Source organism: Streptomyces sp. NPDC043427 (genome assembly GCF_056436655.1).
This window is the reverse complement of the sequence record NZ_JBWKCC010000001.1, coordinates 807,036-826,669: the sequence shown is the minus strand read 5'-3', so window position 1 is coordinate 826,669 and position 19,634 is coordinate 807,036. Positions and strand designations below refer to the sequence as shown.

The 19,634-nt window shown below is 71.1% G+C and carries 15 protein-coding genes and 1 pseudogene; 7 read left to right on the top strand and 9 right to left on the bottom strand.

The features are described from left to right. Nucleotides 1-28: 28 nt before the first annotated feature. Entirely contained in the window at nucleotides 29-1,966 is a 1,938-nt protein-coding gene (locus tag AC067M_RS03785) for an amylo-alpha-1,6-glucosidase (RefSeq protein ID WP_478695319.1), read from the bottom strand. Continuing rightward, nucleotides 1,963-3,468, bottom strand: coding sequence for an MGH1-like glycoside hydrolase domain-containing protein (locus AC067M_RS03780; protein WP_478695318.1), 1,506 nt, complete (start codon nucleotides 3,466-3,468; stop codon nucleotides 1,963-1,965). The genes AC067M_RS03785 and AC067M_RS03780 overlap by 4 nt, the downstream gene beginning before the upstream one ends. A gap of 132 nt (nucleotides 3,469-3,600) precedes the next feature. Between AC067M_RS03780 and AC067M_RS03775 the strand changes: the two genes are divergently transcribed. Then, nucleotides 3,601-4,830 (top strand): ROK family protein, encoded by a 1,230-nt coding sequence (locus AC067M_RS03775; protein ID WP_478695317.1) that lies wholly within the window; start codon nucleotides 3,601-3,603, stop codon nucleotides 4,828-4,830. Nucleotides 4,831-5,247: 417 nt separating this feature from the next. Further along, nucleotides 5,248-7,968 (top strand): pyruvate, phosphate dikinase, encoded by a 2,721-nt coding sequence (gene ppdK / locus AC067M_RS03770; protein ID WP_478695316.1) that lies wholly within the window; start codon nucleotides 5,248-5,250, stop codon nucleotides 7,966-7,968. A 184-nt stretch (nucleotides 7,969-8,152) separates the two neighbouring features. On the opposite strand, the gene AC067M_RS03765 is transcribed toward ppdK, so the two are convergent. From AC067M_RS03765 to AC067M_RS03755, 3 genes are all read right to left on the bottom strand, one after another. Then, entirely contained in the window at nucleotides 8,153-8,569 is a 417-nt protein-coding gene (locus AC067M_RS03765) for a TIGR03668 family PPOX class F420-dependent oxidoreductase (RefSeq protein ID WP_478695315.1), read from the bottom strand. Nucleotides 8,570-8,738: 169 nt separating this feature from the next. Then, nucleotides 8,739-8,999, bottom strand: coding sequence for a hypothetical protein (locus tag AC067M_RS03760; RefSeq protein WP_478695314.1), 261 nt, complete (start codon nucleotides 8,997-8,999; stop codon nucleotides 8,739-8,741). Between the two features lie 137 nt (nucleotides 9,000-9,136). Further along, a complete protein-coding gene (locus tag AC067M_RS03755) occupies nucleotides 9,137-10,132 on the bottom strand; it encodes a glycosyltransferase family 2 protein (RefSeq protein WP_478695313.1) in 996 nt (331 codons plus the stop codon). Nucleotides 10,133-10,232: 100 nt separating this feature from the next. On the opposite strand from AC067M_RS03755, the gene AC067M_RS03750 reads away from it, so the two are divergent. Together AC067M_RS03750 and AC067M_RS03745 are read left to right on the top strand one after the other, a co-directional pair. Beyond that, on the top strand, nucleotides 10,233-10,706 hold the full coding sequence (locus tag AC067M_RS03750) for a GtrA family protein (protein ID WP_478695312.1): 474 nt from the start codon (nucleotides 10,233-10,235) through the stop codon (nucleotides 10,704-10,706). 10 nt (nucleotides 10,707-10,716) lie between these two features. Then, nucleotides 10,717-12,093: a hypothetical protein gene (locus AC067M_RS03745; protein WP_478695311.1), complete on the top strand. Its 1,377-nt coding sequence runs from the start codon at nucleotides 10,717-10,719 to the stop codon at nucleotides 12,091-12,093. Between the two features lie 13 nt (nucleotides 12,094-12,106). Here the strand turns inward: AC067M_RS03745 and AC067M_RS03740 are convergent, their stop codons facing one another. Together AC067M_RS03740 and AC067M_RS03735 are read right to left on the bottom strand one after the other, a co-directional pair. Beyond that, nucleotides 12,107-12,580: an excalibur calcium-binding domain-containing protein gene (locus AC067M_RS03740; protein WP_478695310.1), complete on the bottom strand. Its 474-nt coding sequence runs from the start codon at nucleotides 12,578-12,580 to the stop codon at nucleotides 12,107-12,109. Nucleotides 12,581-12,679: 99 nt separating this feature from the next. Then, a pseudogene (locus tag AC067M_RS03735) lies at nucleotides 12,680-12,972 on the bottom strand (hypothetical protein); the annotation flags it as partial. A 97-nt stretch (nucleotides 12,973-13,069) separates the two neighbouring features. Between AC067M_RS03735 and AC067M_RS03730 the strand changes: the two are divergent. Beyond that, nucleotides 13,070-13,996 (top strand): oxidoreductase, encoded by a 927-nt coding sequence (locus AC067M_RS03730; protein ID WP_478695309.1) that lies wholly within the window; start codon nucleotides 13,070-13,072, stop codon nucleotides 13,994-13,996. Between the two features lie 129 nt (nucleotides 13,997-14,125). Here the strand turns inward: AC067M_RS03730 and AC067M_RS03725 are convergent, their stop codons facing one another. Both AC067M_RS03725 and AC067M_RS03720 read right to left on the bottom strand, forming a co-directional pair. Beyond that, a complete protein-coding gene (locus AC067M_RS03725; protein ID WP_478695363.1) occupies nucleotides 14,126-15,799 on the bottom strand; it encodes a SulP family inorganic anion transporter in 1,674 nt (557 codons plus the stop codon). Nucleotides 15,800-16,173: 374 nt separating this feature from the next. After that, nucleotides 16,174-16,779: a carbonic anhydrase gene (locus AC067M_RS03720; RefSeq protein ID WP_478695308.1), complete on the bottom strand. Its 606-nt coding sequence runs from the start codon at nucleotides 16,777-16,779 to the stop codon at nucleotides 16,174-16,176. A 209-nt stretch (nucleotides 16,780-16,988) separates the two neighbouring features. Between AC067M_RS03720 and AC067M_RS03715 the strand changes: the two genes are divergently transcribed. Further along, the gene (locus AC067M_RS03715) at nucleotides 16,989-18,011 is read left to right on the top strand and encodes a response regulator transcription factor (protein ID WP_478695307.1); all 1,023 of its coding nucleotides are present in this window, start codon (nucleotides 16,989-16,991) and stop codon (nucleotides 18,009-18,011) included. Continuing rightward, nucleotides 18,008-19,507 (top strand): sensor histidine kinase, encoded by a 1,500-nt coding sequence (locus AC067M_RS03710; protein WP_478695306.1) that lies wholly within the window; start codon nucleotides 18,008-18,010, stop codon nucleotides 19,505-19,507. Before AC067M_RS03715 ends, AC067M_RS03710 begins: the two co-directional genes overlap by 4 nt. Nucleotides 19,508-19,634: the final 127 nt, after the last annotated feature.

Below are 19,634 nucleotides of genomic sequence, written 5' to 3'. Positions count from 1 at the left end.
CAAAGGGCGCGGCCCGCACCCCGCCCGCCTACACCCCGCCCACTGCGGTGAGCAGCGCGAGCGGTGCCGCCGCCGACCTGGACTCCCGTACGCACGCGTGCGGGTAGGGCACCGGCTCCGTGTGGGTGTCGCGGCCGTAGCCGGCGATGACCTCGGGGAGGCGGTGGCCGGTCGCGTTCGCCGCGTCGACCAGGCCGTGGGCGACCGTGCGGGCCTCGTCGTGGAGGCCGTAGCGGGCGAGGCCGAGGGCGATCAGGGCGTTGTCGTGGGGCCAGACGGAGCCGCGGTGGTACGAGAGCGGGTGGTACGCGGGTTGGCCCGCGGCCAGCGTGCGCACGCCCCAGCCGGAGAAGAAGTCCGGTTCCAGGAGGCGCCGGCCGACCAGCTCGCCGTACTCCTTGTCCAGCAGCCCGGACCACAGCAGGTGCCCCGCGTCGGACGCGAGCGCGTCGACCCGGTGGCCCTCGCCGTCCAGCGCGAGCGCCGGGAAGTCGTGCTCCGGCATCCAGAAGTCCCGCTGGAAACGGTCGCGGAGGTCGCCGGCCGCCTGCTCGAGGAGGGCCCCGTAGGTCTCGTCCTCCCAGACGGTGCGCGCGAGCCACGCGGTGCGGCGCAGGGCGTCGTAGGCGTAGCCCTGGGCGCCCGCCGCCATCACCGGGCCGCTCGCCCGGGTGCCGTCGGCGGAGCAGATCGCGCCGGGGGAGTCCTTCCAGTTCTGGTTGGCGAGGCCGCCCTGGTCGGCGCGGTAGCCGAGGTAGCCGCGGGAGGTGAGGCCGCCGTGGTCGAGCATCCAGGCGATCGCGGCGCGGGCGTGGGACTCGAGACGGCGGGCCGGCCCGGTGTCGCCGGTGTGGTCGACGTACGCGCCGAGCAGGACGAGGAAGAGCGGGGTGGCGTCCACCGAGCCGTAGTAGCGCCGGAAGGGGACCTGCCCGAAGTGCGCGAGCTCGCCGTGCCGCACCTCGTGCACGATCTTGCCGGGCTGGGTGACCGGGTCCGCGCCGGTCGCGGCGGCCTGGGTCGCGGCGAGTGCGGGGAGCGTGGCGGCGGCCAGTTGCGGTCGGTAGGGGAGTGCGAAGAGGGAGGCGAGGAGGGCGTCGCGGCCCAGCAGGGTCAGGAACCAGGGGGCGCCGGCGGCCGGGACGCGCAGCTCCTCGCCGTCCGGGCCGGCGGCCGGCACCTGGAGGGAGGCGAGGTCGGCGAGGCCCCGTGCGCAGGCGGCGGCCAGTTCGGGCCAGCCCGTCGGGAAGGGCACGCCCTCCACGAACTCGCCCTCGGCGGCGATGAGCTGGTCGTTCAGCGCGGACGGGGAGCGCGGGACGCGCAGGGCGCGCTTCTCGCCGTGCGGCCGGGCGATCACGCGCAGGGTCAGTTCCGCCGTGCCGTGGGGTTCCAGTTCCAGGGTCCACACCATGCGCCGGGCGCCGGTGCCGGTCTCCTCGACGACGTCCGGCGAGGGGTCGGCCGTCACCGTCGTACAAGAGCGCCACTCGCCGCGCCGGTAGGTGAACTCCACCCCGTGGTCGAGGACCTGACGGCGGCGGACGGCGCCCGTCTTGGTGTAGGTGCGGTGGTCGGAGCGCAGTTCGAACTGGTCGGTGAAGTCGGCGTCGGCGGTGATCGCGAGGCGGACCGTCGTCGGGACCGGACGGTTGCTGGCCACGCGCAGGGACTCGACGAACGAGCTGTCGCCGACGGCCTGTTCACGGAAGAGGGTGTAGGCGGGCGGTTCGTCGCGGCCGCCGCGCGGGACGAGGACGCAGCGCGCGCTGTCGCCGTCCGCGACCGGTGTGAGCGCCTCGGGCACCGCGCCGTCGACGGTCAGCTGCCAGCGGCTGAGGTGCCGGGCGTCCCGTACGAACAACCCGTCGGGAGATGTGCCGCCCCGTACGCCGCTGATGTCCCCGCGGTCGCCGACGGCGGCGAACGTGCCGCCGTACACGAGCAGGTGATGCCGCTCCGTCATCCCCGGTCCCCTCCCTGGCTTCCCGTGACTGAGCTTTCCGTGGTCTCGCTTGTCGTGACTGGGTTTGTCGTGACTGGGCTTTCGGTGACCGGTGTGCCGCTGACCGGTGTGGCATTGACCGGTGTGTCGCTCACTGGTGTGTGGCTGTGCAGCAGGTCCAGCGTGAGCGCGGCGGTCCAGCTGAAGCCGGTCGCTCCGCAGGCCTCGCCGGTGTACGGGTCGACGTACTCCGCGAATCCGGACGCCTCCGCGGTGTCCAGGACGGCGTCGCGGAGCGCGTCGGCGCGGGCGAGTTCGCCGTGCAGGCGCAGGCCGCGCTCCACCAGCCAGCTCGTGTTGAACCAGGCCGGTCCGCGCCAGTACCGGTGCGGGTCGAAGGCCTCGCCGAGGAGGTCGTAGGACGGGACGAGGCGGGTGGTGGTGCCGAGCCCGAAGCGCGGGCCGTGCAGCGTGCGTACGAGGGCGGTGACGACCTCGCGGGGCAGCCCGGGCAGCAGCAGCGGGACCAGCCCGGATACACCCCTCTCGGGGATCAGCCTCCCGCCCCCTCGCACGTCCCGGCAGAAGAACATCCCCTCCGCCGGATCCCACAGCCGCTCCACCAGCGCCGCCGTCAGGCGCTCGGCGCGGGCGTGGCGGGCCGTGCCCGTCGCCCCCAACTCGTGCGCGATGCGGGCGAGTGCGTGCTCGGAGGCGATGAGCAGGGCGTTGAAGGACGGGTCCTCGACGGCGAACTCCCCGCCGCCGTCCGCGTATCCCCCGTCCCGGTACTCCGTCGCCAGCCGCACGTACCGCCCGTAGTCCAGATCCGTGGGCCGGTCCTCAGCCGCCCCGTGGTCGAGGTCGGCGCGGCGGAAGGAGCGGGCCGGGGCGGGGGTGACGCGGGACAGCGGGGCGTCCCAGGAGGGGCTGTTGTCCATGCCCTGCTCCCAGGGGTGCACGACGGACGCGAGGCCGCCCCCGCCCAGGTCCCGCCGGTGCAGCAGATACCGGTGCCAGGCGGCCAGCCGGGGGTACACGCGGGCGAGGAAGCCGCGCGCCCGCGACAGCCCGGGATCGGCGCGGTGCACCAGCCAGGCGGCGAGCGCGTGCACCGGTGGCTGCACGATGCCCGAGGTCTGTACGGTGCGCGGGGCGCCCGCAGCGCGCCCCGCGGTCGAGGAGCGCCAGAAGTCGGGGCTCGGGAAGTATGCGTCGAGGGGGACGGAGGGGTTGAAGACGATGTGCGGGACGCGCCCGTCGCCCCACTGGGCTTCGAGCAGCGTCTCCAGTTCCGTCTGGGCCCGTAACGGTGAGATGTGCCTGAGGCCGATCGCGATGAACGCCGAGTCCCAGGACCACTGGTGCGGATACAGGCTCCGCGAGGGCACCGTCGACGTTCCCGTCCAGTTGCCCTCCAGCACGCGCGCGGCCCCGAGGTGCAGCGAGCCCGGCGAGGTCGCCGGATCGTATGCAAGAGGGCGGTCCGTGATGCGGGCGGTGAGTTGGGCGGTGCGATCCACTCGGGGCTCCCCGAAAGACGTTCGGCCGACGGGTACGGCAGCGGGTTCGGCAGTGGCTACCGTGGGGTTACGTCTATTTAACACGCAAAACTCAATATGTAATGCAGGCTTGGGAAACACAAGGGGGTGCGCATGACCGGACGGCCGGGAAGGACCGGAAGGACCACCAGGGGCGGGAGCCAGGCGAGCGCCGGCGACCTGCTCGAACTCGTCCGCAGTGGCCGGGCCACGACACGCGGCGCACTCCAACAGGTGACGGGACTCTCACGGGCGACGGTCGGTCAGCGTCTGGACCGCCTCTTCCGCGCGGGCTGGCTGCGCGAGGGTGCGGGCGGCCCGGTCGACTCCCCGCTGGGCGGCCGCCCCTCGATCACCCTGGAGTTCGACGACGCCCACGCGGTCGTCCTGGCCGCCGACCTCGACACCCGGCACGCGCGCGCGGCCGTGCTGTCCCTGACCGGCGAGATCCTCGTCGAGCACAGCGGCACGCTGGTCGTCGAGGACGGCCCGGACGCCGTGCTGGGCGAGTTGGGCGGCTGGTTCGCCGAGCTGCTCGAGAAGGCGGGGCACCGGGCGGGGGAGGTGTGCGGCATCGGGCTCGCGGTGCCGGGTCCGGTCGACAGCGAGACCGGGCGGGTCGTCCAGCCGCCGATCATGCCCGGTTGGGACGGCTACGACATAAGAGGCCGCCTGGCCAGGGCCTTCACCGAACGGACGGGCGCCGGCCCGGTGCCGGTCCTGGTCGACAACGACGCGAACCTCATGGCGTACGGCGAACAGCGCACCGGGCACCTGGAATGCTCCGCGTTCGTCCTGGTCAAGGTCTCCACCGGGATCGGCGCGGGCGTCGTCGTCGACGGCTCCGTCTACCGGGGCATCGACGGGGGCGCCGGGGACCTCGGACACATCCGGGTGGGCGCGGACGCCCTGTGCCGGTGCGGCTCGTACGGCTGTCTCGCCGCCGTCGCCAGTGGTGGCGCCGTGGCGCGGCGGCTGGCGGAGAGCGGGGTGCGGGCAGCGTCGGGCTCGGATGTGCGGGACCTGCTCGCGGCCGGGCACCCGGAGGCGGCCGCGCTGGCCCGTGAGGCGGGGCGCCGTGTCGGGGACGTGCTGGCGACGGTCGTGACGCTGCTCAACCCGGGGGTGCTGATGATCGCGGGGGACCTGGCGGGGACGGCCTTCCTCACGGGGGTGCGGGAGCTGTTGTACCAGCGGGCGTTGCCGCGCTCGACGGCCCATCTGGAGGTGGTGACCTCGCGGCTGGGGGAGCGGGCCGGTCTTGTGGGCGGCGGGGCGCTGGTCGTGGAGCACCTGTACGCGCCCGAGCGGGTGGAGGAACGGCTGCTGGCGATGGGTGTGTGACGGGCGCGTTGCGGTGGCGGGGCGTGTCCGAGGCACGTCCGGATGGTGAAATCCGGCCCCCTGTGGCAGCGTGATTCTCACCACCTCTGATAAGGGTTACGCTCAGATGAGCGGATCTTGGGCGACTGCACTTCTCCAAGGGGTGGCACTCAGTGCCACCCCTTGATCGTTCATCGATCGAACTCAGACGTGCGGTAAGGTCGCTCATCTGAGCGAAATTCCGCACCTGTGGGCGCTCTCGCGTTCAAGAAGTGAAAACATCCGCCCGTCACGGCTTGCCCAGCTTTGACTTTCGATCCACTGGCGGACGGGTGGTTACGGGCGCATGACGCGTGAGTAGACATACCCAGGCGCCTTCGATCTGGGTATGTTCCTCGCCGTCAGGGCAGCCACCGCGTCCTCGAGGGAGTCGAGACCGTGTCGGAAAACAAAGAACCCCACGTAGCCAAGTTCGTTTACGACTTCACCGAGGGAAACAAGGACCTCAAGGATCTCCTGGGTGGCAAGGGCGCGAACCTCGCCGAGATGACCAACCTGGGACTCCCCGTTCCCCCGGGCTTCACGATCACGACGGAAGCGTGCAAGGTCTACCTCGACAGTGGCGAGGAGCCGGCGGCACTGCGTGACGAAGTGAGTGCGCACCTGGCGGCCCTCGAGCAGAAGATGGGCAAGAAGCTCGGCCAGGCCGACAACCCGCTCCTTGTCTCGGTCCGCTCCGGCGCCAAGTTCTCCATGCCGGGCATGATGGACACGGTCCTCAACATCGGCCTCTCCGACAAGTCGGTGAAGGGCCTGGCCGACCAGGCCGGCGACGAGCGGTTCGCCTGGGACTCCTACCGCCGCCTCATCCAGATGTTCGGCAAGACCGTCCTCGGCGTCGACGGCGAGCTCTTCGAGGAGGCGCTGGAGAAGGCCAAGGAGGCCAAGAAGGTCACGGTCGACACCGAGCTGGAGGCGGCCGACCTCAAGAAGCTGGTCACCCGCTTCAAGAAGATCGTCAAGGCCGAGGCCGGCCGGGACTTCCCGCAGGACCCGCGCGAGCAGATGGACCTCGCCATCAAGGCGGTCTTCGAGTCCTGGAACGGCGACCGGGCGAAGCTGTACCGCCGCCAGGAGCGGATCCCCGGTGACCTGGGCACGGCCGTCAACGTCTGCTCCATGGTCTTCGGCAACCTGGGCCCCGACTCCGGCACCGGCGTCGCCTTCACCCGCGACCCCGCCAGCGGCCACCAGGGCGTCTACGGCGACTACCTGCAGAACGCGCAGGGCGAGGACGTCGTCGCGGGCATCCGCAACACGGTCCCGCTCGCCGAGCTGGAGTCGATCGACAAGAAGTCGTACGACCAGCTGATGCAGATCATGGAGACCCTGGAGAACCACTACAAGGATCTCTGCGACATCGAGTTCACCATCGAGCGCGGCCAGCTGTGGATGCTCCAGACCCGCGTCGGCAAGCGCACGGCGGGCGCGGCCTTCCGCATCGCCACGCAGCTGGTGGACCAGGGCCTGATCGACGAGGCGGAGGCGCTCCAGCGCGTCAACGGCGCCCAGCTCGCCCAGCTGATGTTCCCCCGCTTCGACGAGGACGCGAAGGTGGAGAAGGTCGGCCGGGGCATCGCGGCCTCGCCGGGCGCGGCGGTCGGCAAGGCGGTCTTCGACTCGTACACCGCCGTGAAGTGGTCCCGCTCCGGCGAGAAGGTCATCCTGGTCCGCCGCGAGACCAACCCCGACGACCTGGACGGCATGATCGCGGCGGAGGGGATTCTCACTTCGCGCGGAGGCAAGACGTCCCACGCGGCCGTGGTGGCCCGGGGCATGGGCAAGACCTGTGTCTGTGGCGCGGAGGAGCTGGAGGTCGACACCAAGCGGCGCCGGATGACGGTGCCGGGCGGGCATGTCGTCGAGGAAGGCGACCTGATCTCCATCGACGGCTCCAGCGGCAAGGTCTACCTGGGCGAGGTGCCTGTCGTCCCGTCCCCGGTCGTCGAGTACTTCGAGGGCCGTATGCACGCGGGCGCCGACGACGCCGACGAACTGGTCGAGGCCGTGCACCGGATCATGGCGTTCGCCGACCGCAAGCGGAGCCTGCGGGTGCGCGCCAACGCGGACAACGCCGAGGACGCGATGCGCGCCCGTCGCTTCGGAGCGCAGGGCATCGGTCTGTGCCGTACGGAGCACATGTTCCTCGGCGACCGCCGTGAGCTGGTCGAGCGCCTGATCCTGGCCGACACGGAGGCCGAGCGCGAGGAGTCCCTGAAGGCGCTGCTCCCGCTCCAGAAGCAGGACTTCGTGGAGCTGTTCTCGGCGATGGACGGCCTGCCCGTCACGATCCGCCTCCTGGACCCGCCGCTGCACGAGTTCCTGCCGGACATCACGGAACTGTCGGTCCGCGTGGCCCTCGCGGAGTCCCGCCAGGAGCCCCACGAGAACGAACTCCGACTCCTCCAGGCGGTGCACCGCCTGCACGAGCAGAACCCGATGCTGGGCCTGCGGGGCGTGCGCCTCGGCCTGGTCATCCCGGGCCTGTTCACCATGCAGGTCCGCGCCATCGCCGAGGCCGCGGCCGAGCGCAAGAACGCCAAGGGCGACCCGCGCGCCGAGATCATGATCCCGCTCGTGGGCACGGTCCAGGAGCTGGAGATCGTGCGTGAGGAGGCGGACCAGGTCGTCGCGGAGGTCGAGGCGGCGACGGGTACGCAGCTCAAGCTGGCGATCGGCACGATGATCGAGCTCCCGCGCGCCGCGCTGACGGCGGGCCAGATCGCGGAGGCGGCGGAGTTCTTCAGCTTCGGCACGAACGACCTGACCCAGACCGTGTGGGGCTTCTCCCGCGACGACGTGGAGGCCTCCTTCTTCACGGCGTACCTGGAGAAGGGTATCTTCGGCGTCTCCCCCTTCGAGACGATCGACAAGGACGGCGTCGGCTCGCTGGTCAAGCTCGCGGCGGAGGCCGGCCGGGCGACGCGCCCCGACCTGAAGCTCGGCGTCTGCGGCGAGCACGGCGGCGACCCGGAGTCCGTCCACTTCTTCCACGAGGTCGGCCTCGACTACGTCTCCTGCTCCCCGTTCCGCATCCCGGTCGCCCGCCTCGAAGCGGGCCGTGCGGCGACCCAGTCGGAGGGCAGCGACCACCGCTGAGCATCCCTCGACCCCGGAGCCGCCGTCGGTCCCCGACCCTCACCGATCTGCGGCGGCTCCGGCACGCAGGATGAAGGGGCGGCACCCTGTGCGGGGGTGCCGTCCTTTCGGCGTTCGCGTATGTGGAAGGTTTGAGGAACTGCGCTTCGGGCTGGGCAGGGCGAAGCGCAACGGGATGAAGCAGCTATGCGAAGGCCCAGCCGCTCCACTGCCCCACCCGGACGGCGACCACAGGACCCTCAGGAGGAGAGTCCCTGTACTGGGTGTATTTGTCGCACAGCAACTCCACTGCGCGGAGCCGCTCTTCTTCCTTCTCCAGCACTTCTCCGCGGCCATCGGCCCTTGCCCACCACAGGGCCGACCAGTCCTCGTCGTAGTGGTCGACCAGTACCGCCACCGGGGCGTTCTCCTGGATGTTCCGCAGTCGCCGCAGATTCCATGAGCTCTTGGGCTTGTGGTCGACCGCGAAGTACAGGACGTCACCCAGGACGGCGAAGGTGACAGGAACGGCGTGCGGCACACCGCTCGCGTCGGCTGTCGCCAGCCGGGCGACGGGTGACGCGGCGAAGCGTTCTCGGGCGACGAGCGGCGAGAGCCTCATGAGTCCCACCGTAGCGAGCCTGGCAGGGGCACGGGCTTGGCTCGTAGGAGTGCAAACGGCGACTGGTCGGCGGGTCGTCCGGCCGAGAGGTCGGACGGGCAGTGGGGCGGCCCCCTGTGCGGGGTACCGCCCCTTTCGTGCATGTCGCCGGCGCGAGACCGGGCTCCGATCAGTCGTCGGACTGCTGCTCGTGCCGGTGAGTGCCGCGGGCCAGCTCCTGCAGAAGCTCGTGCTGGGTCTTCCCCGTGTCCCGGGCCATCTTGTGCAGCAGCAGGGCGCAGAGAGCCGCCGCGCCGTCCATCAGGGCCTCGGTCGCCATCGGGTCGTCGCGTCGCCGCTCAGCGACGTACGCGGTCAGGAGTTCGTTCCCGGAGACGTACGCGGTCATGAACTCGATGCCGGTACGGATGCGGTCGTAATCGCTGGTCATGGTCGAACGTTCGCACACGGGCATGGTGTGGGGCCACGCGCCGAGAGGTTCGGACAGTCGAGGCCCTGCGACGACTACCGCACGCTGCCGCGGGAGGTCTGGTGCGTGTGTCAGGGGCATCCGTAGGCCCCGGCGCCTCAGTGGGGGCGTGAGTTGCTGTTGGCCTGTCGGAGCGGGACGGGGGCGGTGGCGGGCTGTGGGGGCGGGCGATGGGGCGGGGGGTGGGCGAGGTGGGCCAGGCGGGACTGTTCCTGGCGCATGTACATGATGGACTCGAGGATGTAGCCCACGAGCAGCACCAGCGTCGCGATGGTCATGATCGCGGCGGCGAGGATGGCCGTCGGGAAGCGGGGCACCGTTCCCGTCTCCATGAAGTCGGTGATGACGGGGATGCCGAGGATGAGGGAGGCGAGGGCGAGCAGGGCCGCGATCACGGTGTGGACGAGGGAGGGCCGTTCGCGACGCGCCATGTTGAGGATGAGGCGGAGGATGCGCCAGCCGTCCCGGTAGGTGCGCAGCTTGCTTTCGCTTCCGTTGGGGCGGACCCGGTAGTCCACGGTCACCTCCGCGGTGGGGAGCCGGAGATGGAGCGCGTGGACGGTCATCTCCGTCTCGGTCTCGAACTCGCGGGACAGCGCCGGGAAGGATTTTACGAAGCGTCGGGAGAGGACCCGGTAGCCGCTCAGCATGTCGGTCACGTCATTGCCGAACAGGGACCGCACCGCCCCGGTGAGCAGCCTGTTGCCGACGGCGTGCCCCGCCCGGTAGGCACCGCTGACCGTTTCGCGGCGAGCGCCGACGACCTGGTCGTAGGGCCCCTCGCAGAGCAGGTCCACCAGGTCCCGCGCCCGTGACACGTCGTAGGTGTCGTCCCCGTCGACGATGAGCAGCGCGTCGGCGTCGACGTCGGCGAAGGCGCGCCGGATGACGTTGCCCTTCCCCTTGCGCGACTCCTGCCGCACGATCGCTCCCGCCTCGCGGGCGACCTCCACCGTGCGGTCGGTCGAGGCGTTGTCGTACACGTAGATGTCGGCCTCGGGCAGCGCCGCCCTCAGGTCGCACACCACCTTGCCGACGGCCGCCTCCTCGTTGTGGCACGGCACGACACACGCGATCGTCGGTCTCACGGCCACTCCGCCACTCCTTAGCCGATCAGGTGCTCATACGAGATGAAATGATGCGTTATGGGCGAGTTTGGTGCGTGAGGGCGCGCCGTGTCGTTACGCTCGCTTCGTGTCGGTCCTCGCGCTTCTGACGCTCCGTATGCGGGACGCCGTCCGGGCCGCCTGGCGTGAGGCCGCCAAGTTCGGGATCGTCGGGGCGCTGGCCTTCGTCGTGGACAACGGTGGCTACAACCTGCTGGTCTTCGGGCTGCCCGGCGGCGCGAGCGGCGGGTTGATGGGGGCTGCGCCCGTCCTGGCGTCCGTGCTCGCGACGGGCGCCGCGACGCTCTTCAGCTGGGTCGGGAACCGCTACTGGACCTATCGCCGCCGGCATCGCGAGAACCTGGCTCAGGAGCTGGTCCTGTTCCTCGTCGTGAACATCGTCGGCGTCGCCATCACGGCCGGTACGGTCTTCCTGGCGAGGTATCTGCTCGGGCTCGACTCGGCCCTGAGTGACAACGTCGCCCGCGTCTTCGGCTGGGTCCTCGCCACGTTGTTCCGCTTCGTCACCTATCGGCGCTACGTCTTCGTGGCACCCTGTTAATATCCGGCATATGGGACGTATGCGGTGGAGTTGGGTGCTGGTCGTCATCGCCGCAGCAGGGTGCCTGGCCACGACCGTCGTGTTCGCCCCCGGGTACATGAGTCCCGACAGCCTCGACCAACTCCGGCAGGCGATGGGGAAGAAGCCGCTGACCGACTGGCATCCGCCTGTTCTGAGCCTGGTGTGGCGTGCGCTCATCGCCGTGACCGGATCGGCCGCGTCCATGGCCGTCCTGCAGTCCCTCATCTTCTGGGCGGCGCTCTGGGTGACGGCCTGGTGTGTCTGGGAGCTGACCGCCAGCCGTTTCGGTTCGCTCGCCGTCCTCGGAGTCGGACTGACTCCCCAGGTTCTGACGTTCGTCGGGGTGGTGTGGAAGGACGTCCACACGGCGTTCGCGCTTCTCGCCGCCACCGCGGTCGCGTTCGTCGGGCTGCGGCTGCGGGGCCGCCGCAGCCGCCGGGCGCTGCGGTGGGGCCTCTTCGGGGTGGGCGTGCTCTTCCTCGCCTATGCGATGTTGGTGCGCAAGAACGCGTTCTTCGCCGCGATTCCGGTGTTCGACATGCTCGTCCTCGCGTGGTGGCCCCGGCCCGGGCGCCGGGTGTGGACCGTGGCCACGGCGGCACTCGTGGTCGGTCTCCTCGTGCCCGCCGTCGCCATCTCCTGGATCGCACGGCCCGCACAGACGAAGCAGGGCGCGCAGATCATGGTCGACGACCTGGTCCACGTCCTGACCGTCGAGGAACTGCGGTCGGCCGACGCGTCACCGGACCTTCGGGGCCGCCTCGTGGCCGCGGCACAGAAGTGCGCCCGCATCCATTCCCTGTCGGACGCCTACTGGACCTGCTACGACCGCCCGGCGGACGGACTGGTCGGGGACTCCGACCAGATCATGTCCCTGTGGCTGCGCGAGATGAGCGGCCATGTCCCCGGCTATCTCCAGTACCGGCTGCTGCTGTTCACGGGACTCCTCTTCGAGACCGGCTATCCGTACCACCCGGGGGTCGGCAGCAACGAGCTCGGGCTCGAGGTGACGCACGCCCGGCTCGAGGAAGCGCTCGACACCTACGTCAACGGCGCGGTCTCGGATGTGCGGCCGCTCTTCCGGGGATGGTTCTGGCTCACCGTCGCACTCGTGCTCGCCGTCCGCCCGGGCAGGGGCACGTTCTCGATGCCTGTCCGGGCGCTCGGGATCAGCTCGGCGGCCTACATCCTCGGCTACCTGCCGATCATGCCGGCGACGAACTACCGCTACGTCTACTGGCCGGCCATCGCCTGCACCCTCGGCCTCCTCCTGGTCTGGCTGGGGCGTGGCACGACCTCGTCGCCCCCGGCAGGCACTACGGGCCAGGCTGCCCGGAGCCGGGGCCTGGAGTCGCTGACCCAGTGAGGTGACGCCTACGTCACTCGCAGGCGACGCCGTCTCCGTCGCGGTCGAGGTGGCCGTCGTAGCCGGGGTCACCCGCGTACAGAGGGGTGTCACCGGCGGCGCGGGCCGCGCTGCAGTTGGCGTAGTAGACGCTGCCGGAATCATCGGAGTCGTCCGCGACGCTGTCGCTGTCCGCTGCTGCTGCCGTGACGGTCTTCGTGACCTTGACGGTCTTCGTGGCGGTCACCGTGGTGGCCGGTTCGGGGGTCGCTGTCTCCGTCGCGGTGGCCGTCGCCGTCGCCGTCGCCGTCACTGTCACCGTCGGCTGAGGCTTGGCGGCCAGGGTCTTCGCCTCGGTCGTGGTGTCCGTGTCGTCGCCGCTGCCTATGCCGACGCCGACGAAGAGGGCGAGGGCGAGGGCAGGCAGGACGTAGCGCTTCCGGGCCCACTTGGGGGCGGGCCCGGAAGACGGCTGCGGTGCGGGCGGTGCGGTGTACGGGTTGGTCATGGTGTCCCCCCAGGGCTGGTGCGTGAAGGGATGACCGTATGACCGCACTGGAGGATGTGAAGGTGAAGTGACCATTCCGTGACTGTTGTGTGCGTAGGGTCAGGGGAGGGGCATAGGTGGGTCGGAGGGTCCTTCCTGCGAGCGGAACGGCCCCGTCACCTCGTACGTGATCCCGCCGGACGAGCTCCCGCTGGTGCCCTGCTGGCTGGAGAAGTGCAGGCGTCTGCCGTCCGGGTCGTTCGTGTAGTAGCAGCCCTTGACGCCGCTGAAGCGCTTGGCGCCGGAGACCTGGCCCCGGGTGGTGGTCGCGCCGGTCGGGGTCGGGGGCCCTGGCCCAGCCTGACCAACCCGCTGGTGCCGGTGCCGGCGACCATGATCTCCAGCGTGCCGGCGCGCTGTGCGACGCTAGGGGTGCGGGGTGGACGCTCCGTGGCCGCGTCGTGACGCGCGAGTGCGGCGCAGGTTGACGGCAGCGAAGGGAGTTCGGCCATGGCCGGCTGGAACACGCACGACATCCCCGACCAGAGCGGGCGTACCGCCGTCGTCTCCGGAGCCAACAGCGGCCTCGGGTACGTCACCGCACGGGAGTTGGCCCGCAAGGGGGCCAGAGTCGTGCTCGCCTGCCGCAGTGAGGCGCGAGGCAGAGCCGCGGTCGAGCGGCTGGCGGCGGAAGTGCCGGGTGCCGAGGTGGAGTTGAGGTCGCTGAACCTCGGAGACCTCGCCTCTGTACGGGAGTTCGTGGTCTCGCTGCCGTACGAGCGGATCGACCTGCTCGTCAACAACGCCGGGGTGATGGCGCTGCCGTACGGGACGACCGCGGACGGCTTCGAGACGCAGTTCGGGGTCAACCACCTGGGGCACTTCGCCCTGACCGGACTACTGCTGCCCACGCTGCTCACCACGCCCGGCGCCCGGGTCGTGACCGTGTCCAGCATGATGCACCTGGTCGCCAACCTCGACCCGCGCGACCTCAACAGCGAGCGCCGCTACCGGCGTTGGATCGCCTACGGCCGGTCCAAGACCGCCAACCTGCTCTTCACGCACGAGTTGGCGCGCAGGCTGGACGCGGCCGGGGCGGACGTGGTCGCGGCCGCCGCACACCCCGGGTACGCGGCCACGAACCTCCAGACCGCCGGAGTGCGTGCCGAAGGGCGTCGGGTCGCCGAGCGGTTGGTGGAGATCGGCAACCGGATCGTCGCCCAGCCCGCGGAGGCGGGCGCGCTGCCCATCCTGTACGCCGCGACCGCGCCCGGTGTGCGCCCCGACTCGTTCACCGGCCCGTCCGTCGCCATGTGGCGCGGGGCACCCGCACCGTCCCCGCGAGCCCGCTGGACCCGCGACGACGCGGCGGCGCGAGGACTCTGGTCCGCCTCCGAACGGTTGACCGGGGTGTCCTACGACGCCCTCAAGGTGTGAGAAGGTCCCGACCTCGATGCCGGGGGCCGCGGTCAGGACCGCCGCACCGCGGCCTCCGTGGGCGGCCGGATGCCCTGAGGGACATCGGGTCGCCCACGGCGGTTGCGGCGGCTCGGGGGCGGGTCGCCGTCAGCGTGACACGTACTGGTCCGCGTACTCGTCCGGCATGGGACGGGTGTCGAGGTAGAACCACTCGGCGGTGGGCCCGGGCATCGGGCCGGTGTCCGTCGGCGGGGCCGGGCGCTGGGGCAGGGGAGCGGTGTGGTGCGCGGCCTCCTGCTCCACTGCGTCGGCAGTCGTCGCCTTCGCCGGGCCCGGCATCAGGAGTTCCACGCGTACGCCCTTGCCGCGCTGTTGGGCCGTGAACTCCTCGACCTGGCTGCGGCAGGCGTGGTCCAGGTGGGTCACACCGGTGAGGTCGAGACGGATACGGGGCTTGCCGGACTCGGCGGCGGCCTCCAGGGCCTCGATGACCTGCGGGAGGCGGAGGAACGTCGCGTTGCCCGCCATCACCACCTTCGCCGTGTCCTCCTCGACGTGCTGCTTGATGACGGTCTGCGACATGCGCAGGGCGGCGAGGACGATGCCCGCGGCGAGGCCGATCAGGACGCCCTCCAGCAGGGCCGTCGCCACGATGACGAGCGTGGTGATCGTCATGACCGCGAACTCGCCCCGGTCCTGACGCCACATCTTCGGGAACTGCTCGGGCGCGAAGAGCTTCCAGCCACTGTGCACGAGGACGCCCGCGAGGACCGAGATCGGGATCAGGGCCAGGACCTGCGGCAGCAGCAGCGCGAAGGCCAGCAGCCACAGACCGTGCAGGGTGCGGGACATCCGCGTCTTGGCACCCGCCTGGACGTTCGCCGAGCTACGGGCCACCACCGCCGTGATCGGCAGCGCGCCGAGGAGGCCTGCGATGGTGTTTCCGGCGCCCTGGGCGATGAGTTCGGGGTTGTAGCGGGTGCGTGGGCCGTCGTGCATACGGTCCACCGCGGCCGCGGTGAACAGGGACTCCGCCGAGGCGATCACCGTGAAGGTGAGGATAGCGGTGATGATGCCGGCGTCGGCGAGACCCGCGAACTGCTCCGGGCCGGGTACGTCGACGGAGGCCAGCAGGTTGCCCACCTGAAGGGTCTTCACGTCGACGCCGGGAAGCGCGGCGACCGCGATGCCGATGCCCACCGCGACCAGGGCCGCGGGGACCTTCTTGATCGGGCCCGGCACCTTCTTCCACAGGAAGCTGAGGACGACGGTGACGATGCCGAGGCCGGCCGCGATCATGGTCTGCGGGTTCGCGACGGTGTCGGCGAGCAGGCCCGGTATGCCGGCCATGTTCTCGATCGGGGTGCCGGGAGCCTTGGCGTCGGCCACCGGGTAGGCCTGGCTGAACATCAGCGGCAGGCCGATGCCCGCCAGCATGCCCTGGACGACGGCCAGGGAGATCGCCTGGAAGAAACGGCCGAAGCGGACCAGGCCGAGGACGATCTGCAGGATGCCCGAGAACAGGACGATCACGCCGAGCATCGCCACGCCGTGCTCCAGCACGGTCTCCGAGACGAGCGCCGCGAGTCCGGCGGCCGGGCCGCTGACCTGGAGCGTGCTGCCCCTGGCCGCGCCGACCACCAGACCGCCGATCACACCGGAGATGATGCCGAGCTCCGGCGAGACTCCGGAGGCGACGGCCACACCGATGCACAGGGGGAGGGCGACGAGGAAGACGACGAGGGACGCCGTGATCTCGGTGGCCAGGTCACTCTTCGGCGCACCACCGGGCATCTTGGGTGCCCTGGGGAGCTTGGGCATGCGGGACGTCTTCCCGGCCGCGGGCGCGGCGGGCGCATCGGGCGCATCGGACCGTACGGTCTCCGTACGCGGCCCGCGCGCCTCGTGGGCCGGGGGCGCCCCCCAGTCGTCCTGGAACGCGGTTCCCGCCCACGGGTTCTGGTCCGAGGGGGTGGACCACGAGTCGGACCACGAGTCGGACCGCGAGTCGGACCGCGAGTCGGACCACGAGTCGGACCACGCGTTCTGGCCCGACCGGTGCTGCCCAGGCGCCCCCCAGTCGTCCGGAGGGTGCGAGGGCACCGTCGGCTGGGGGCCGGTGTCGTTCACCCACCCGCCGCGTCCCGTGTCGCCGGGGCCCGAACGGCCGCGCGCGTGCTTCCTGTGCGAGCCGCTCATGCCGCGTGCACCCGGAAGCGGCCGTCCGCGTCCAACTCGTGGACCTGGCCGGTGTCCACCTCGTAGTACCAGCCGTGCAGCCGCAGCCGGTCCTCCTCGACGCGCTGCCGCGCCGCCGGGTAACTCCGCAGCACAGCCAGCTGGTTGACGACGTTCAGCTGGGCCACGTCCGGCAGCGACGGGTCCCGTACGTCACCGTCCAGCACCGGCGTCAGTCGGGGGCGGGCCAGCTCCAGCCAGGCGTCCACGCCGGGCAGGGCGGAGAGGTCGTCGCCGGACTTCAGGGCGCCCATCGCACCGCAGTGGGAATGACCACACACGACGATGTCCTGAACGCCGAGCACCTCCAGTGCGTACTCGATGGTGGCCGCCTCGCCGGAGGCGCCCGGCCGGCCATGCGGCGGAACGATATTGCCCGCGTTCCGCAGCTCGAATATCTCTCCGGGCCGCGCGCCCGTGATCAGTGCGGGTATGACCCGCGAGTCCGAGCAGGTAATGAACAATGCCTCGGGGTATTGTCCCTCGGCCAGTTTCCGGTATTCGCCGCTTTCGAAGTCGACCCGTCGCTTGAACGAGCGGGCGCGGTCCAGCAATGCCTTCACGGTTCCTCCCGGGCAGGTGTATGACCAGGTCAGAGTGGGGGACTGACCAGGTGGTCATCACCGTAGAGGAGGGTGACCAAGGCGAAGGTTAGGGGAACACTAAAACCCGGACAGGAATGCAACAAAGTTTGTCCGGAAGGTTTTCGGAAGTTTTTTCTTGTAGCGTGTCACCTCCATGGCGGAATTGGTTCACGGAGAGACGGGAACGCATGGGCGTACGAGTGCTGCTCATCGAGGACGACGAGACGATCGCGGAACCCCTCACCGAAGGCCTCGGGCACTTCGGACTGACGGTGGACCACGTCCGTACCGGCACGGAGGGGTTGAGAGGGCCGTACGGCGATGTCGTCCTGCTCGACCTCGGGTTGCCGGACGTGGACGGCATCGACGTCTGCCGCGGCATCCGCCAGACCTCCGACGTCCCCATCATCATCCTCAGCGCGCGCGGCGAGGAGGCGGACCGCGTCCTGGGCCTCGAACTCGGGGCCGACGACTATCTGGCGAAACCATTCAGCATGCGTGAGCTGGTCGCCCGGGTGCGGGCGGTGACCCGGCGGACGCAACGAGCGCCGGGAGGCGAGTTCGCGGGGGCGGCGTGGAACGGGGTGCCGGACGCGCCGAGTTCGAGCGGTGAGTGGTTCAGCGGGGCGGCGTTCGGCGGGGCGGCGTTCGGCGAGTCGCCCGCTGATGCCTCGTACCGACCCGTTGACGTGGACCGGCAGTTCACGTCCCCGCAGAACTTCGAGAACGACCCCGTCGGCACCGGCCCCCACTTCTCGGAGCCGAGCAGCCGCTTCTCCGAGCCCGTCCGCTCCCCCGAACCGGCTCCGAGCAGCCGCTTCTCCAAGCCCGTCCGCTCCCCCGAACCGGCTCCGGCCCCACCCCCCGGCGCCGGCGGCAGCCCCGGCCCCCTCGTGGTCGATCGCCGTACGCGTCAGGTGTGGGTCGGTGAGTCGCCCGTCGCGTTGACGCCCAAGGAGTTCGAGCTGCTCGCGCTGCTCACCGAGGACCCCGGGGCGGTGTACTCGCGGCAGCAGATCCTCGACCGGGTGTGGGATCCGCACTATGAGGGCCCCACCAAGACGCTGGACGTCCATGTGGCCACGCTGCGACGGAAGTTGGGCAACCCGGCGTGGATCCAGACGCTGCGCGGAGTCGGGTTCCGGCTGGCGGTGCAGACGGGGCCGCCCGCGGCGCAGCCCGCGTCCGGTCGGCCGGCGGCCTTTCGATGACCCGTCGGCTGCTGCTCAGCTACCTCGCCCTCACCGCCCTGGTGCTGCTCTGCCTGGAGATCCCGCTGGGCTTCGTCTACTCGCGGGGCGAGCAGGAGCGGGTGGTCAACGCGGCCAAGGACGAGGCGGAGTCGGTGTCGGCGTACGCCTCGCTGTCCATCACCGCCGGAAGCGAGGCGAAGGACCTGCCCGACCGGGCGGTCCACTGCGCCGAGCGCATCGGCGGCAAGGTGCTGATCGTGGACCGCTCGGGCAAGCTGCTGGCCACCTCGCATCCGCTGGACGTCGCCGAGTCGGACAACCTGTCCTCCCGGCCCGGCATCGCGGCCGCCCTCCGGGGCACCTCCTCGGTCGACGTGCGCACCTCCACGATCGGCGGGGTCGAGTACATCGCGGTGGCGGCGCCGGTGAAGCACGGAGTCCTGAAGCAGGGCGCCGTCCGGATCACCGTGCCGACCCACATGGTGGTCGAACGCGTCCAGCACGTATGGCTGTTGCTGATCCTCGGCGGGCTCGCGGTCCTCGCCGCCGTCGCCGTCGTGGGCTTCGCGATCGCCCGCTGGACCGGCCGCCCCATCCGTGAACTGGAGCTCGCCACCCGCGAGTTGGCCGACGGCGGCACGGCGACCCCGGTCGGCATCACCAAGGGGCCGCCCGAGGTCCGCAGTCTCGCGGCCGCCTTCAACCACACCGCGGCCCGCCTGCAGCACCTCCTCGCCTCCCAGCGGGCCTTCGCCGGTGAGGCCTCCCACCAGCTCAAGACCCCGCTCGCGGCGCTGCGGCTGCGCCTGGAGAACCTGGAGTCCGACATCGCCCTGAACGCCCGGGGCAGCCTCACCGCGGCGATGACCGAGACGGACCGGCTGGCCCGGATGGTCGAGGGACTGCTGGCGATGGCCCGGCTAGACGAGAGCGCCGCCCAACGGGAGCGGGTGGACCTGGACGGCGTGTGCGGGGAGCGGTACCGGGCGTGGGGCCCGCTCTACGAGCAGCACGGCGTACGGCTCGTGCTGGTGGGCGATTACGCGGGGGAGGTGCTGGCGGTGCCCGGGGCGGTGGAGCAGATCCTGGACAACCTGCTCTCCAACGCCCTGCGTGTGGCGCCCCTCGGCTCCACCGTCTCCATCGACCTGCGCCGCCCCGCCCCGCACGAACGCCGCTTCCCGCACCACTTCCACCACCACCGCCCGTCGGGCCCCGCCCGGGTCGAGCTGCACGTCATGGACGAGGGCCCCGGCATGACCGAGGAGCAGCGCCGCCGCGCCTTCGACCGCTTCTGGCGCGCCCCCGACGCCCCCAAGGGCGGTACGGGCCTGGGCCTCGCCCTCGTACAGCGCCTCGCGCACGCCGGCGGCGGCGAGGCGGTCCTGCGCGCCGCGCCCCGCGGCGGCCTCGACGCGGTGATCCTCCTGCCACCCGCCCCGGACCGCGGCGACGGCACGCCCGCACCACCGTCCCACCGCCCGTCGAGACCGCTGGAGGTCACCACCCGCTGACGAGAAACGAAGGGCGAAAGCCGGAGACCGGGGGGGGGGGGGGGGGGGGGGTGGGGGGGGGGGGGGGGGGGTTGTGTTTTTGTTTTCCTGGCGGAGGGGGTTCCTGCGCGTGGCGGTGGGGGGGTCC